Source organism: Aliamphritea spongicola, from assembly GCF_017051665.1.
In the GTDB taxonomy this organism is placed as follows: domain Bacteria; phylum Pseudomonadota; class Gammaproteobacteria; order Pseudomonadales; family Balneatricaceae; genus Amphritea; species Amphritea spongicola.
In genome coordinates, this window is sequence record NZ_JAFIDL010000001.1 from 847,933 (window position 1) to 863,622 (window position 15,690).

Consider the following 15,690-nt stretch of genomic DNA (forward strand, 5'->3'; position numbering starts at 1 on the left):
CCCGGCCACCAAAGCCGGGCAGTATGCGCGCCTCTTATCTTCAAACTCAGTGAACAATATGACTCAGCAAAACAACGAACAGGATTACAACGCCTTTCTCAGCGCCGTGGCAAACCAGAAGGAAGTCTGGATTCTTACCGATCAGCATGGCAGCGTAATGCTCAACACTGATGACGAAGACTGTGTACCGGTATGGGCCAGCGAAGCAGAAGCCGCCGCCTGGATCAGCGACGAATGGAATGATTGTGAGCCGGAAGCAATTCCACTGAAAGTCTGGCAGCACCGCTGGACAGCAGGCCTGGAAGAAGACGAGTTCTGTGTGGTTGTATCACCGAAAGAAGATCAGGACGGTCTGGTGATTCACCCGGAAGACCTGGATGCAGACCTGAGAAAAGCAATTAAGAAAGCCAACGCATAAGCACCGCTTTCCTGCCTTAACAGTAGCCGGCTCAGCTCTGCAGTCCGGCTACCGTGCCTACCCCAAGCTGGCGCATTTGCCGCATGATCCAGCGCACCCTCTTCTGCATGTATTCGCTCGGTGCCGAGACATTAAACCGATATGGATTTGGCAACACACTGGCCAGTAATGCCGCCTGACGAGCCGTTAACTGTTTAGCCGAACGGTTAAAAAAGTGCTGGCTGGCAGCCTCCACACCATAAATTCCCGGCCCGAATTCTACAATGTTCAGGTAAAGCTCAAGAATACGCTGTTTATCACACATGCCATCCATGATAACCGCCAGACCCGCTTCAAGCCCCTTACGCACATAACTCTTTGCCGGCCAGAGAAACAGATTCTTCACTGTTTGCTGAGTAATGGTACTGGCGCCGCGGGTACGTTTACCCGCCTTGCGGTCGGCCAGGGCTTTATCGATAGAATCCCAGTCCAGGCCATCATGTTCCGGGAACAACTGATCTTCACTGGCAATTACCGCCAACTGCATATTATCTGAGATATCTGCCAGATCAACCCACTGATGCTGAGTCACTTCAGGATAATTATCCGGGGTATCGATCCAGCGCTGAATCTGCCAGGACCATACCGGCGGATCAATAAACTTCACACTGGCAACCAGCGCAAATGGCAGCAGGCACAACAACAGCACTGCACCCAAAATCCATCGCTTAAAGCGAAGCTTGGCGCGCTGAATACGCTTTCTGATGCCTGAGATTGTTAACCGCACTGCAATAAACCTACCTGACTGCTGTACAAAAATTCGCCATCATACCGACTTATACGTCATACAGAAAGTGAATTCCGATCAGGCAGCGCGTGCTTTACCCAACATAGCAACAAGGCCCGCACCGCAAATCAGACCGATACCGATCCAGGTATAGGTTGCCAACACCTCATCCCAGATCAGCCAGCCAAGCAACACTGCAAAGGCAACCGAACCATAGGTAAACGGCCCCAGCTGCCCTGCTGGCGCCATTCCGTAAGCTTTACTCAGCAGCAACTGTGCCAGTGTTGAACAGGCCGCCACGACCACCAGCAAACCAAATAACGGCCAGGTCAGCGGTTGCCAGCCAATAACGGCAGGCACAAAGGCAATCAGCGTACTGAAGAAAGAAAAGTAAAACACAATCCGCTGGGCCGGTTCAGTACTGCGCAGATTACGCACCGTTACCTTTGCCAGCGCCCCCAGAAATGCACCACCCAGCGCTACCAGAACTACCCAGTTAAACACGCCCTCCTGAGGATTGAGGATCATGTAGACGCCACTGAAACCGATCAGAATAGACACCTTAACCAGCCAGCCAATTCGCTCCCCCAGCCAAAAGAACGCCAGCACCGGCATAAAGAAAGGTGCCGTCTGTTTGAGCAATGCCGCCTGTGCCAACGGCAAATGCCCCCAGGTATAAAACAGACATCCCATCGCGACCACACCTACACCGGCCCGCATAAAGTGCAGATGCAAGCGGCTGGTACGGATAGCACTGAAGCCATTATTAAGTAGCCAGGGCAGCAACAGCATCACGCCTAACAAGTTACGGAAAAAAACAATCATCTCCACCGGTAACTGATCACCGATCTGTTTGATTGCCATGCCTGAACCCACAAGAAACAGTTCAGATATAAGAATCAGCGCAGCGCCCTGATAAATGCTTCCCTTGCTTTCAATCACACTACTGGCGGACATACGCTTCACTTTGCAGAAAAAAGAAAGGCACTGAGAACATCAGTGCCTTGATCAGAACGGAACAGGTATCAGATACTGATGACGTCAAAACCCTGTAACTGCTCAGCGCCATTCGGGCTGGTAACAACAGCCACACTGGCCTTTTCAGGTTGCAGGTACTGCGCAGCCACCCGTTTCAGGTCGGCAATGCTGACCTCCAGAATACGCTGGCGGAACGCTTTGCGCTGCTCCGGGGTACGACCAAACAGCTCACTGTGATAAGCCTGCTTGGCTTCACCCGCCGGAGAACCCGGCTTATCGATGCTGCTGACAATACCCAGCACGGCTTCTTCCAGCTTCTGCTCGTCATGGTCATTATCCGCCAGCCATTTCAGGGAGGCGTCGAAATCATCCAGTGTTTCACTCAGCCGCGGATCGCGGTAGGAGAAGAAGCGGAATACCGCATCTGCAGAATCCTGACCGGCACCGCTACCATAGGCACCACCCTGTTCACGGATTGCCCGATGCAGGAAGCCATTTCGCAGGAAGTCACCCAGGACCGTTAACGGCGCGGCATCAGGATGCTCAACCGCAACAGTCGCGTAAGCTTTGGCCGCAAAGTTCACCTGTGTGCTGGTGGTCCATGCCTGCTTAACCACCTGACGGGTTTCTGCCAGCGCCAGTGGTGCAAAATCACGGGACTCATGCCCCTGCCAGCGCTCACAAAGCTCAGCAACCAGCTCTGCTTCATGTTCAGGCTCAGCAACCAATAAGAAACGGCGCGGCGCATCAGTAATTTTACTGTGCAGTGCCTCAAGCTGTTCACCCAGTTTTTGCAGACGGGCATCATCTGCCAGCGCATCATCCAGCACTTTAACAGCCTTAATGCTGGCCAGACCCCGCTGCAGATGGCTGACATTAGCAGCCGGTGCAAGCTCACTGCAGGCAGCAGCAATTGCCAGACTGTGTCCCTGACCGGTGATGCTCTGCTCCTTACGGGTGCGGCGCTGGGAAACCAACTCACGGATTTTCGCCAGCTCGTCAAAACGTACGGTTTCCAGTGTTTCTTTCAGCAGCTCAGTTAATGCCTGCTGCTTGGTAACCAGCGCTTTACCTGACACCACAAAGTAGCCGGAAACACTCTGCTCACTGTCAATGCTGCCCCGCAGCGTACTGTGGGCGTAAACCCCACCGGATACCTGTGACTGCAGCGCCTGATTCTGCTGGTAATCACGGCCACCGCAACCAAGCTCTGTTACACAGTCACTGTACAGCGGCAGCAACTCAATTTCTTCGGCGGTCAGCGCCGGTAACGGCATAATCACCTGCTGGTATACCAGACCGTTGGTACCCTGGGCGTAGAAGCTGTAATCAACCTTATCCTGATGATCAGTGCCGGTCGGGATGCGCATTTCAGCCGGTACATCAGCAATGGTCACCTTAGGCAGTACGGACTCATCATCCTGCTCATTCTGACGGGCTTCAAGAGCTGCAGCCTGATCAATAACCTGCTGTTTTTCTGCATCTGAAAGGCTTGCCTTGATCTTCGCCAGACGGGCCGCTTCAGCAGCGTCCTTACGCTGGCTCAGCTGGGTATCCGGACGCATAGTCAGACGTACCTGATGGGCATTATCCAGCAATAATTCACGGATCAGGCCCGGAATAAAGTCTTCATGCTGAATTTCATCACGCAGTTTTTCCAGCACAGGATCCAGATTCAGCAGCGCAATCGGGTCGCCGCAGTGAATCGCAGAAGACAGTGAAGAAAGGATCAGGTTCATACCGTATGGGTAACCGTCACCGCTCAACTCCCGCTGGCTCAGTTCTAACTGATGCAGTGCCGCCTCAACATGGCTCTGGTCGATTCCTTCATCAACAACCTTTTGCAGGGTATCCATTACCAGCTGTTCAAACGCAGCGGCATGTTCCGGGTTACTGCCTTCCAGACCACACATGAAAGCCATCTCACGGTTACTGTCTTCAAGACCGCACAACGGTGAAGGCGCCAGTCCCAGGTCGGTAGATTCCAGCGCGTAACGCAACGGAGATGAACTGTTATCTAATAAGACTCTGGATAACAAGTTAGCCTTAAGTTGTTGTTCTAATTCAATACTTGGGCCGATCAGCCAGGCAAGAACATGGTGGGTTTTATTCTCAACATCATCCTGGTCAAGTGCATAGGCTTCTTCGACACGGACCGGTGAGTGATAGCGTTTTTCATCACTGACACTGATGGTCGTATCGAGTTTTTCAAACCGTGACAACGCCAGCGTTTCCATACGTTCCTGCAGTTCAGCCACCGGAATATCGCCAAATGTCATGAATACCGCATTGGTCGGGTGGTAATGGCTGCGGTAGAACTCTACCAGTTCTTCATAACTCAGATCAGGAATACATTCCGGATCACCACCACTGTTATAGTGATAAGTGGTCGTTGGGAACAGGTGTTTGGTCAGGGTTTGCCAGACAGTGGAAACCACTGAACTCATGGCCCCTTTCATCTCATTGAACACAACCCCTTTATAGACCAGAGGGCTGTCCGGGTTACCCGGCTCTTCAAATTCAATACGGTGGCCTTCCTGGGCAAAATCCAGCGGATCAAGGCGGCTGAAAAACGCTGCATCCAGATATACATCCAGCAGGTTAAAATAATCTTTACGGTTCTGGCTGGCAAAAGGATATGCCGTCCAGTCACTGCTGGTGAACGCGTTCATGAAAGTATTCAGGGAACGGCGAGTCATCATAAAGAACGGATCGCGGACCGGGTAACGCTCACTGCCACACAGCGCAGTGTGCTCGAGCATATGTGCTACCCCGGTGCTGTCCTCAGGCACAGTACGAAACGCCACCAGGAAAACATTTTCCTGATTTTCACTCTGAATATGGTAATGCAGTGCGCCGGTCTGCTTATGCTGATATTCCTCAATAACTATATCCAGCGATTCGATCGGCTGACTGCGCTGCAGTTGAAACGCAGAATGACAGGCCTGTTGCGTAGCTGCTTGGTTCATAAATCATATGCCTTTTGTAAAACCGTTTGGTGCATTGTAATCCGAAATGTCCCGGAACGCTTGGGTTTGATGACTAAGTTTGATAACTAATTTACCGACTAAGGTGTTGAAAAATATCCGGGAAACTTCACCCCTTCCGGATATGACAGTTCTATCACGGTTTCGTCATGCCATTGCAATAAAAAAGTGCCACAGTTCAGTTACGACCAAAGGCTACCTTGTGCAGCGCACAAAAATGTTTGACTTGAAGTAACACCATGCTTATATTTTAACCAACTTTGTTGCACTGCAACATTACACTACTGCGAAGGTGAACAATATGTATGAGAATATGTTTAAGGACGTTCAGGCATCATTCCGCCCGGTGATGGACATGGTAGAAATCAACCAGAAAGCAGCAGAAAAGATGTTTGCGCTGCAATCGGATTACATGAACAGCCTGATGAATACTACTCTGTCTCAGATTCAGGAACTGACGGTAGCCACAGATCCTCAACAGTTTCTGGATCTGCAAGTTAAGTTTTTCAAACGCATGGAAAATCAGTTTTCTGAAGTGGCTGAACAGGAGCTGGCAACCATTAATGAAGCGTCCGGTGAACTGACCGATATTGTTAAGACTAATCTCGACAACATCACCCAGACCGAACTGCAGTATATGGACGAAGTAGGCAAACTGCTGACCATGACCGGCCTGCCGGACTTTACGGCAGCAGGTGCAGCACCAGCCGCCAATACAGCAACCGCAGCAGCACCGGTAACCAAAGCAGCGCCGCGTACCGCGCCTAAAAAAGCAGCGGCTAAACCTGCAGCCAAAAAGACTGCGGCAAAAAAGCCAGCACCTAAAGCGTCAGCCCAGCCTGCAAAAAAACCTGCGGTAAAAACAGCTGCAACGCCGGCTAAAACCACAGTTGCCGCCCCTCAGCCAACAACAAAGGCTGCTGAAGCGGATAAATCAGCACCGACAACGCCTGTCGCTAAAACAACCGCTGCAACTGCAGCCAAACCAGCAGCACCTAAACAACCAGCAACAGCGAAACAGCCTGCGACAAAACTGTAATTTGTCATTTAAATAAGGCTTTAAATAAAGGTTCAGAATAGAACCCCAAAGATTTGCTCAGCAGCGGTGCCTGTTCCGGCCTGGCCACATCCCCTTTGATGTAACAGACCCGCTGCATCCTTCCTAAACGGCAAGCACTGCCGTTCTCCACACCCTGTTATGCAGGGTGTTTTTTTAACGGCGTGCCAGCTCTGGCATCGGACCTTCAAGCCCCATAGCGAAACGCATAACCTTGTTACGGGCCGGCCCCAGCTTACCGGCAGCCCCCAGGCCAATATTACGCAGCAGCTTAAGTGGCAGATGATCATTACTGAACAGCCTGTAAAAGCTATCCATAACCTGCATCATCAGTAAGTTTTGATTGCGTCTCTGAGCCTCATAACGGCCAAGCACCTGTTTGGCGGTGATATCTTCACCTGCACGAGCGGCATCCAGTAACACTTCAGCCAGAGCAGCGGCATCCAGTAAACCAATGTTTACCCCCTGGCCCGCCAGAGGATGGATTGTATGGGCAGCATCACCCACCAGAGCAACACCCTCCTTAACGTATTCCTGTGCATGCTGACGGCGCAGCGGAAATGCCGCCCGTCCCAGCAACCCGGTAATACCGCCGAGACAATCCGGAAACTGGCTATCAACCGCCGCAAGAAAGGCGTCATCACTCATCGCAAGTAACTTTCGTGCCTCAGCCGGCGTGTTGTACCACACCAGTGAGCCCTGATGCCCGCTAAGAGGAAGGAATGCCAATGGCCCTGTCGGCGTAAACTGCTGCCAGGTAATGTCCTGTTGCGGTAGCTCAGTAGCAACAGAAGCCACCAGCGCATGCTGTTCATAATCCCAGCTGTGGACACCAATCCCCACCTGACTGCGGACTTTCGACTGAGCACCGTCTGCGCCAATCAGCAAACGACCAAACAATTGCTGTCCATCCGCCAGGGTGATAATGCTCGCACCGGCTGCATAATCAATAGTGGCAATATCTGCCGGACAAATCAGGTCTACGTTGTCGCATTGCTGAAGCTGCTCTAACAACCCGAGCTGAATAACCCGGTTTTCAACAATATGCCCCAGATGATCTTCGCCGATATCTGCGCTGTTAAACTCAGTGGCAGCCCGTTCGGCATCAACCTCCCAGGTTTTCAACCGGCGATAGGGACACAGACGCTTATTCTGCAAACCTGACCAGGCACCGACATTACGGAGAATATTTTCCGATGCCAGACTGATAGCTGACACCCTCATATCATGAGCCTGATCATGGTCAAACGGCTCTGGCATGCGCAGCTCTATAACCCCAACACTGAGTTCAGTGCCACCCAGGGCACAGGCAATGGTTGCCCCTACCATGCCACCGCCCACAATCAGCACATCATATTTTTTCATCGTCTGTTAACCGTTCACCCGGTGAATTTTATCTGCTGCAGATACAAAAAGAGCGATCCTCAGATCGCTCTTCTGCCCTTACAGAGCAACCATACTTCCGCTTACCGGAGTATTAAAGCTCAGTAATACCGCCCATATACGGCAGCAGTGCTTCAGGTACTTTTACCTTACCGTCAGCAGTCTGGTAGTTCTCAAGAATTGCAACCAGAGTACGGCCAACCGCCAGACCGGAACCGTTCAGAGTATGCAGCAGCTCAGGCTTACCGGTTTCAGGGTTACGCCAGCGCGCCATCATACGGCGGGCCTGGAAGTCTGCCATGTTGCTGCAGGAAGAAATTTCACGGTATTTCTGCTGACCCGGCAACCATACTTCGATGTCGTAGGTTTTCGCTGCACTGAAGCCCAGATCGCCGCCACACAGGGTAACCACCCGGTACGGCAGGTTCAGCTTCTTCAGAATGGTTTCTGCATTGCCAATCAGTTCTTCCAGCGCATCCCATGATTTGGAAGGCTCAACCACGTGTACCAGCTCAACTTTTTCAAACTGGTGCTGACGGATCATACCGCGGGTATCACGGCCGTGGCTGCCCGCTTCGCTGCGGAAACACGGTGTGTGACAGACAAACTTCATTGGCAGCTGATCTGCATCGACAATTTCATCACGGACGATGTTGGTCACCGGTACTTCAGCGGTCGGAATCAGGTAGTAATCCCGCTCGCCAGGTACTTTAAACAGATCTTCTTCAAATTTAGGTAACTGGCCGGTGCCGCGCAGGGAGTCGGCATTGACCATGTAAGGAACGTACGTTTCCTGATAACCGTGGTCACTGCTGTGGGTATCCAGCATGAACTGGATCAGCGCACGGTGCATACGGGCAATGCCGCCACGCAATACCGCAAAACGGGCACCGGTGATTTTTGCAGCTGTACCGAAATCCAGACCACCGCTCAGTTCGCCCAGATCAACGTGATCACGGGGTTCAAAATCCAGCTGAGTTGGCTCACCCCAGGTGCGAACCAGTACGTTGTCGTCTTCATCTGCACCTTCGGGTACATCTTCGTGCGGAATGTTCGGCACGCCCATCAGAATGGCGTCCATCTGTTCCTGAATTTCACGCAGGGACTCTTTACTGCTGTCCAGCTTTTCACCCAGCTCACGGACTTCAGCTTTCAGCGCTTCAGCATCTTCACCTGCTGCGATGGCCTTACCGATATTTTTCGATCGGGTATTTCGCTCACTCTGCAGCTGCTCAGCCTGTACCTGCACTTCACGGCGCTGCGCTTCCAGCGCGTTAAACTCATCTACAGGAAACTGGTAACCTTTTTTAACCAGTAACTGTGCGACTTCCTCAGGATTTGAACGAATAAATTTAGGATCTAGCATGATGTCAGATATAACCTTAATCAGATTAAGCGGGTAAACCATAAACCGGCATATAACGCCAGCAGGCACAGTAAAACACTAAGTAACACATACACTGCGGCAGACATTATATGCCCTTCTTGCAACAGGGTCACGGCTTCCAGCGAGAAGGTAGAAAAAGTTGTGAAAGCGCCCATAAAACCTACCATCAGCAACGGCCTCATCTCCGGGCTGAGCTTGGCTTTTTCCAGCACCAGTACGAAACAGACCCCCATCAGGAATGAGCCCAGCACGTTACACAGCAGCGTTCCGTAAGGCAGTTCATAACGGGCATTACTGACGATATGGTTGCTGACCCAGTAACGGGCCAGAGCGCCCAACGCGCCGCCTAACGCAACAAACACCAGCTGCAGCATACTGTCTCCTTAACGGTAGCGCTGTTTATCACTGGCAGCATCCAGTGCACGCAGGTATTCAAGCTTGTCGGCAATTTTAATTTCCAGCCCGCGGGGTTCCGGGTGATAGTAGCGACGCTGGGCAATTTCTTCCGGCAGGTAATTTTCGCCAGCCGCATAGGCTTCAGGTTCATTATGAGCATAACGATACTCAGCACCATAACCCAGATCAGCCATCAGGCTTGTTGGCGCATTACGCAAATGTTCCGGCACTTCATAGCCAGGATCTTCACGAACATCTGCCTTCGCCTGATTAAATGCCATATACACCGCATTACTTTTAGGCGCACTGGCACAGTAGATAGCCGCCTGAGCAATCGCCCTTTCACCTTCTGCCGGGCCGACACGCTCAAATGCATCCCAGGCTGACAGAGCAACCTGCATCGCCCGGGGATCCGCATTACCGATATCTTCGGAAGCAATCGCCACCAGCCGACGGGCCACATAAAGAGGATCACAACCGCCATCCAGCATCCGGCAATACCAGTAGAGGGCACCGTCCGGTGAAGAGCCCCGCACGGATTTATGAAATGCAGAAATCATGTCGTAAAACAGGTCGCCCTGTTTGTCATAACGACGGGCGCTGGATTTTAGGACTTCTTCGATAACTGCCTGGTCGACGTGATAACCGTCAGGCCGATGCTCAGCGAGGTCGGCGGCTATTTCCAGCAGATTCAGACCGCGGCGGCCATCGCCGTCAGCAGCCTGAGCCAGCTTATTCAGCGCACCTTCGCCGAAAATAAGCGGTTGCTGGGACACCCCTTTATCAGGGTCATTAATGGCCCTTTCCAGCAATTGCAAAATATCACTGTCATTCAGGCTGCGCAGCAAATACACCCGCGCCCGTGACAACAGTGCGTTGTTTAATTCAAATGAAGGGTTTTCAGTGGTGGCACCGACAAAAATAAAAGTGCCATCTTCAATGTACGGCAGGAAAGCATCCTGCTGGGATTTATTGAAGCGGTGCACCTCGTCGACAAACAGAATCGTTTTGCGACCTGACTGGGCCTTTACCTGCTGTGCCTGATCTACCGCTGCACGGATATCCTTAACCCCGCTCAGCACTGCAGACAAAATGATAAAGTGCGCATCCACATGATGCGCCAGCAGCTTGGCCAGCGTGGTTTTACCCACTCCGGGCGGCCCCCAGAGAATCATTGAGTGCACAGCGCCCTGCTCAAGCGCCTTACGCAGCGGCTTGTCGTCCCCCAGAAGGTGCTGCTGTCCACAATAATCAGCCAGCTTCACTGGCCGCATTCTTGCCGCCAGTGGCTGATAGGCATCATTTTCCAGATCGCTGAACAGATCTGCCATTAATTCGCTCCGTCAATACCGTTTTCTGCGCCGTGATCGTACATTACGTCAGTACCTTCGGGAACATCAAAACGGAACTGAGATTCACTGATAACAGGATTCAGCTGCTGCTCAAAAAACTGAACTGAGCTGCGCTGACCCAGAGAATCTTCCAGTTGTAACTCAGCAATCACGCCTTCAGTAAAGAGCAGCCGTACCCGGGTGAAAATTTCCTGATCACTTTTCGGCAGCAGCTCAAACAGCTTATTATCACCTTCTTCATGAATCAGGCGGATTTTGTAAGTCTCGCGCAGCTCATCAACCTGACCATTGAGAATCAGCGCCGGCACACCGGCATTTTGCTGATCGGCCTTTTTACGGGTTGCCTGCTCAAGGTCCGGATCATAAATCCAGATGTATTCACCATCGCTGATAATCTGTTGCGGAAATGGCTCCTTCGCCAGCCAGCTGAAGCGATCAGGTTTAGCAACCACCAGCTCCCCGCGGGACTGTTCAGTACGGCGACTGTCACCGGCCACTGAAACTTGCTCAAACTCAGCGCTCAGGCTGTTAAAACTGCTTAATAACCCCTGCAGCTCAGCGCTGGCATCTTTATTCAGATCCGCTTCCGCTGAAGCAAATCCCACCCAACCCGCCAGTGCCACGGCACCGGCCAGCTGCATACCGCGTTTTACAAACGTATTTAACATGCATTAATCCTTAGGCGGAGGCGGCGCCAGCACCTCACGGGCACCATTACTGCCGGCGCTGGAAATTACGCCTGCCGCTTCCATTGTTTCTATCATTCTTGCTGCACGGTTATAACCGATCTTCAACCGGCGCTGTACCGATGAAATCGACGCTTTACGGGTCTCTGTCACAAAGGCCACCGCTTCATCGTACAAAGCGTCCTGCTCATCATCGCCACCAAAGCTACCGCCACCACTGCCACCACCTTCGACCATTTCAGACAGATCGTGAATCAGGTATTCAGGGCTGCCAATCTTCTTCCAGGCTTCCACCACCCGGTGCACTTCATCATCACTGACAAACGCACCGTGAACACGGTTCGGCAGGCTGCTGCCAGCCGGCAGATAGAGCATGTCACCGTTACCCAGCAAATGCTCGGCACCGCTTTGGTCCAGAATCGTCCGTGAATCAATTTTTGAGGAGACCTGGAAGCCTATCCGGGTCGGTACGTTGGCCTTGATCAGGCCGGTTATAACATCAACAGACGGCCGCTGGGTTGCCAGAATCAGGTGAATACCGGCTGCCCGTGCTTTCTGAGCGATACGGGCAATCAGCTCTTCAACCTTCTTACCCACGACCATCATCATGTCAGCAAACTCATCGATACAGACCACGATGTATGGGAAAGATTCCAGATAAGGTGCTGGCGAATCCGCCGGCAGCCCCTCTTCTTCCGGATTCCACAGTGGGTCGAGAAGCGGTTCACCACGGTCCCGGGCTTCCTGCAACTTATCGTTAAAGCCGGCAATATTACGCACGCCCATCTTGGCCATAATCCGGTAACGGCGTTCCATCTCCGCCACACACCAGCGCAAACCACCGGCAGCTTCTTTCATATCGGTGATCACCGGTGCCAGCAGGTGCGGGATACCTTCATAAATTGAAAGCTCAAGCATCTTCGGGTCAACCAACATCAGACGCACTTCTTCCGGAGTCGCCTTGTACAACAGGCTAAGCAACATGGCATTAACCCCGACTGACTTACCGGAACCGGTGGTACCTGCCACCAGCAGGTGAGGCATCTTCGCCAGGTTAGCAACAACCGGGTTACCTGCAATATCGTTACCCAGCCCCAGCGTTAGCTTGGAGGACGCCTCAATATACGGTTTGGAATTCAGTACTTCACTGAGGCGCACCATCTGGCGCTCTTCGTTTGGAATCTCTATACCGATGACCGACTTACCGGCAATAACCTCAACCACCCGCACGCTCATCACGGCCATGGAGCGGGCCAGATCTTTCGCTAAATTAGTAATACGACTGGCTTTCACACCCGGTGCTGGCTGCAACTCAAAACGGGTGATAACCGGACCAGGGTTCACTTCAACCACTTCGGCCACAATGCCAAAGTCTTTCAGCTTGCTTTCCAGCAAACGGGACATCTGTTCCAGCTGCTCATCGGTATAACAGTGTTCCTGCTTCAGTTCAGGCGGATCCATCAGATCCATTGAAGGAATTTTACGGCGCGGCTGGCGGCGTTTGGTCATTGCCGCCTTATCAAGCCCAAGTTCGTTATCCTTCATAGGCACATGCGCTTCTGACAGCGGTACAATTTTCACACCCTTACGCTGCTCACTGTCAGCATAAGCAGCCTGCTGAGCAGTTGCGGCAACAGGCGCAGTCGGCGCAGCAGTTTCCATACCCACGATTGGCACAGAATCCGGATCAATCTCAGCTTCAGCCGGCGCAGCCTGACGGGCTGCTTCAGTCCGCTGAACTGTTGGCTGTGCAGCTTGCTGAGCACTTGGCTGAACGGCAGGCTGACGGGGTGCAAGCGATTCCGGGCGACTAAGCGCATCCTGAGTAGGTACGGCCTCCCGCTGCGGCACTGCCCGTTGCAGAATATCCCCTACCGGTTGTGGCGCCTGCTCTGCCACTGGTTGCGAACGCTGTGATGGCGGCCGCGCATCAGCCGGTCGACGGGATGCTGCAGGTTCCAGTCGCAAGTTCAGATCCTGTTGCTGTTCAGCACGGCGTGGTTGTTGATCAAGGGGCGCAAACAAAGGATCGTTAACATCAGCAGCCTGGGTCTGCTCCAGATTAAAGCTTGGCTCGCGACGTCCACCACCCTGCAAGTCAGTGCCATCATCAGTTACATATTCATCGACTTCAGTATCTGCCCGCTTGCGGGAAAACAGTGACTTCAGTTTATCCAGTACCGACGGGCGCTCTTCAATCATAAACTCTGATTCGGATACCGGCGTTTCCTGTACCGGCGGCTCTTCAACGATCGGTAGTGGTTTGGCAACCATTTCAGGCTGATAGGCAATTTCAGAATCAACAGCTGCATGTTCCTGAACAACATCATCACTGGCGACGTCACGGCCTAACACTTTGTCTGTCAGATTAAGGGCAAAACGCCCCATACCTTCAAGCACCGCCACCCAGGACACTTCAAGAAACAACGTCAGGGCAAATAACAGCAGCGTCCACAGAACAACGGTGCCACCCACCAGACTGAACAGGCTGACAGTCAGATCAGAAATAGCCTGACCAATCACGCCGCCCATACTGAACGGTAAAGTATCACCGGCATTGGAAAGATGCGTGGCAGCCAGCGTCGCCAGACAACACAGAAACAGTACCAGGCCAACTAAACGCACCATCACAAACGGAATGGCATCTATCAGTGTTGCCTGTTTACGGAAGAAAAATTTAATCGCCGGATAGACCAGCAGCGCGGGAACAATCCAGGCAGCCACACCCACCATGGAGAACAGCAGGTCCGCCAGCCAGGCACCGGTTTGTCCGGTAAAATTTCGCGCTTCAGGCTGATAGCCTAAATGTGACCAGCCGGAATCACGCCTGTCATAGCCAAACATCGCTAACTGCATAAAAACAGCTAAACCGATCCAGAGTATGATGCCGCCTTCTTTCATCACCCGGGCGACAAGATCTGTAAAAGATTCGGTGCTTAACTGATTGTTTTGACTCAACGAAATTCCCTCACACACAAACATAAAACATATACCGGAAAAATAGCATAATTGCGCCGCCAGCCCCACAGCCTGCGGTAATTAATTAGCACTTAAACAGGTGTTTTATGACCATCGGCGGAATTGATGACGGACAATTTGTCTCGAAACGGAAAACAGGCATAATAGGCCACTGATTTTATGCCAGATTATCCGCCGGAATCATGACCGGCTGAACGGCCTCAGGCACATTTGTAACACGTTCTTTATCCTGCCTGACTTAACCCTGGCTTTTACCCAGCTATCTGAGTGGACGTTTCTTATGAGTGAAGTACAACATCACCGCCTTATTATCCTTGGTTCAGGTCCGGCCGGTTACACCGCTGCTGTATATGCAGCCCGCGCTAACCTTAACCCGGTCGTCATTACCGGTATGCAGGCCGGCGGTCAGCTGACAACCACCACTGACGTCGATAACTGGCCCGGCGATGTTGACGGCGTACAGGGACCTGAACTTATGCAGCGTATGCAGGCCCACGCTGAACGGTTTGATACCCAGGTACTGTTCGATCACATCCACACTACCGAACTCACTCAACGCCCTTTCCGCCTGGTGGGCGACATGGGTGAATACACCTGTGACGCACTGATCATTGCGACCGGGGCATCGGCCAAATATCTTGGCCTGCCATCAGAAGAAGCCTTTATGGGCAAAGGTGTCAGCGCCTGTGCCACCTGCGACGGCTTTTTCTACCGGGGCAAAAAAGTAGCCGTCGTTGGCGGTGGTAACACTGCCGTTGAAGAAGCACTGTACCTGTCTAACATCGCAGCAGAAGTCACGCTGATCCACCGTCGTGACAGCTTCAGCGCCGAAAAAATCCTTCAGGATAAAGTGCTCGACCGTGCTGAAAACGGCAACATCAACATCATCTGGAATAACACTCTGGATGAAGTACTGGGCGATGAGATGGGTGTTACCGGCATCCGGATTAAAAACAAACTGGATGACAGTACTCAGGATCTGGAACTGGAAGGTGTATTCATTGCCATTGGCCACCAGCCAAACACCGGCATTTTCGAAGGCCAGCTGGATATGAAAGATGGCTACCTGACCATCAACTCCGGCACCAGTGGTAACGCGACACAAACATCCATTCCTGGCATTTTCGCCGCCGGCGATGTTGCAGACCACGTGTACCGTCAGGCAATCACATCTGCAGGCTTTGGCTGCATGGCGGCTCTGGACGCAGAAACCTTCCTGGATAACTGATCTTTATCAGGCCTTTTGCTATACATTAACGGCGTCTTTCAGGACGCCGTTATTTTTTAATCAGGATTTATAG

12 protein-coding genes are annotated in these 15,690 nt (G+C 52.3%); 3 read left to right on the top strand and 9 right to left on the bottom strand.

What is annotated here, in order from left to right; translation table 11 throughout:
- Nucleotides 1-58 precede the first annotated feature (58 nt).
- Nucleotides 59-418 (top strand): DUF2750 domain-containing protein, encoded by a 360-nt coding sequence (locus JYB63_RS03955; protein ID WP_205656501.1) that lies wholly within the window; start codon nt 59-61, stop codon nt 416-418.
- A 31-nt stretch (nt 419-449) separates the two neighbouring features.
- On the opposite strand, the gene mtgA is transcribed toward JYB63_RS03955, so the two are convergent.
- The 3 genes from mtgA to JYB63_RS03970 all read right to left on the bottom strand — a co-directional run bounded on the left by mtgA (nt 450) and on the right by JYB63_RS03970 (nt 5,131).
- The gene (gene mtgA, locus JYB63_RS03960) at nt 450-1,184 is read right to left on the bottom strand and encodes a monofunctional biosynthetic peptidoglycan transglycosylase (RefSeq protein WP_336510848.1); all 735 of its coding nucleotides are present in this window, start codon (nt 1,182-1,184) and stop codon (nt 450-452) included.
- A gap of 78 nt (nt 1,185-1,262) precedes the next feature.
- On the bottom strand, nt 1,263-2,141 hold the full coding sequence (locus JYB63_RS03965; protein WP_205656502.1) for a DMT family transporter: 879 nt from the start codon (nt 2,139-2,141) through the stop codon (nt 1,263-1,265).
- Between the two features lie 68 nt (nt 2,142-2,209).
- A complete protein-coding gene (locus JYB63_RS03970; protein ID WP_205656503.1) occupies nt 2,210-5,131 on the bottom strand; it encodes an insulinase family protein in 2,922 nt (973 codons plus the stop codon).
- 319 nt (nt 5,132-5,450) lie between these two features.
- Here JYB63_RS03970 and JYB63_RS03975 point away from each other — a divergent pair, with 319 nt between their 5' ends.
- The gene (locus JYB63_RS03975) at nt 5,451-6,188 is read left to right on the top strand and encodes a phasin family protein (protein WP_205656504.1); all 738 of its coding nucleotides are present in this window, start codon (nt 5,451-5,453) and stop codon (nt 6,186-6,188) included.
- Between the two features lie 174 nt (nt 6,189-6,362).
- Here the strand turns inward: JYB63_RS03975 and JYB63_RS03980 are convergent, their stop codons facing one another.
- From JYB63_RS03980 to JYB63_RS23610, 6 genes are all read right to left on the bottom strand, one after another.
- Nucleotides 6,363-7,571: a UbiH/UbiF/VisC/COQ6 family ubiquinone biosynthesis hydroxylase gene (locus JYB63_RS03980; RefSeq protein ID WP_205656505.1), complete on the bottom strand. Its 1,209-nt coding sequence runs from the start codon at nt 7,569-7,571 to the stop codon at nt 6,363-6,365.
- A 112-nt stretch (nt 7,572-7,683) separates the two neighbouring features.
- A complete protein-coding gene (serS, locus tag JYB63_RS03985) occupies nt 7,684-8,955 on the bottom strand; it encodes a serine--tRNA ligase (protein ID WP_205656506.1) in 1,272 nt (423 codons plus the stop codon).
- Nucleotides 8,956-8,975: 20 nt separating this feature from the next.
- The gene (crcB, locus tag JYB63_RS03990; RefSeq protein ID WP_205656507.1) at nt 8,976-9,350 is read right to left on the bottom strand and encodes a fluoride efflux transporter CrcB; all 375 of its coding nucleotides are present in this window, start codon (nt 9,348-9,350) and stop codon (nt 8,976-8,978) included.
- Between the two features lie 9 nt (nt 9,351-9,359).
- Nucleotides 9,360-10,703, bottom strand: coding sequence for a replication-associated recombination protein A (locus JYB63_RS03995; protein ID WP_205656508.1), 1,344 nt, complete (start codon nt 10,701-10,703; stop codon nt 9,360-9,362).
- A complete protein-coding gene (gene lolA / locus JYB63_RS04000) occupies nt 10,703-11,392 on the bottom strand; it encodes an outer membrane lipoprotein periplasmic chaperone LolA (RefSeq protein ID WP_243431796.1) in 690 nt (229 codons plus the stop codon). Before lolA ends, JYB63_RS03995 begins: the two co-directional genes overlap by 1 nt.
- Before the next feature lie 3 nt (nt 11,393-11,395).
- The gene (locus JYB63_RS23610) at nt 11,396-14,368 is read right to left on the bottom strand and encodes a DNA translocase FtsK (protein WP_336510849.1); all 2,973 of its coding nucleotides are present in this window, start codon (nt 14,366-14,368) and stop codon (nt 11,396-11,398) included.
- A 301-nt stretch (nt 14,369-14,669) separates the two neighbouring features.
- On the opposite strand from JYB63_RS23610, the gene trxB reads away from it, so the two are divergent.
- Nucleotides 14,670-15,617, top strand: a complete 948-nt coding sequence (trxB, locus tag JYB63_RS04010; RefSeq protein WP_205656509.1) for a thioredoxin-disulfide reductase — start codon at nt 14,670-14,672, stop codon at nt 15,615-15,617.
- The last annotated feature ends 73 nt before the right edge of the window (nt 15,618-15,690 follow it).

Bases quoted from the DNA above. Each gene is read 5' to 3' on its own strand.
- serS (WP_205656506.1), bottom strand. From the start codon at position 8,955: ATGCTAGATCCTAAATTTATTCGTTCAAATCCTGAGGAAGTCGCACAG.
- JYB63_RS03965 (WP_205656502.1), bottom strand. From the start codon at position 2,141: ATGTCCGCCAGTAGTGTGATTGAAAGCAAGGGAAGCATTTATCAGGGC.
- JYB63_RS03975 (WP_205656504.1), top strand. From the start codon at position 5,451: ATGTATGAGAATATGTTTAAGGACGTTCAGGCATCATTCCGCCCGGTG.
- trxB (WP_205656509.1), top strand. From the start codon at position 14,670: ATGAGTGAAGTACAACATCACCGCCTTATTATCCTTGGTTCAGGTCCG.
- JYB63_RS03980 (WP_205656505.1), bottom strand. From the start codon at position 7,571: ATGAAAAAATATGATGTGCTGATTGTGGGCGGTGGCATGGTAGGGGCA.
- JYB63_RS03995 (WP_205656508.1), bottom strand. From the start codon at position 10,703: ATGGCAGATCTGTTCAGCGATCTGGAAAATGATGCCTATCAGCCACTG.
- crcB (WP_205656507.1), bottom strand. From the start codon at position 9,350: ATGCTGCAGCTGGTGTTTGTTGCGTTAGGCGGCGCGTTGGGCGCTCTG.
- JYB63_RS03955 (WP_205656501.1), top strand. From the start codon at position 59: ATGACTCAGCAAAACAACGAACAGGATTACAACGCCTTTCTCAGCGCC.
- lolA (WP_243431796.1), bottom strand. From the start codon at position 11,392: ATGTTAAATACGTTTGTAAAACGCGGTATGCAGCTGGCCGGTGCCGTG.
- JYB63_RS03970 (WP_205656503.1), bottom strand. From the start codon at position 5,131: ATGAACCAAGCAGCTACGCAACAGGCCTGTCATTCTGCGTTTCAACTG.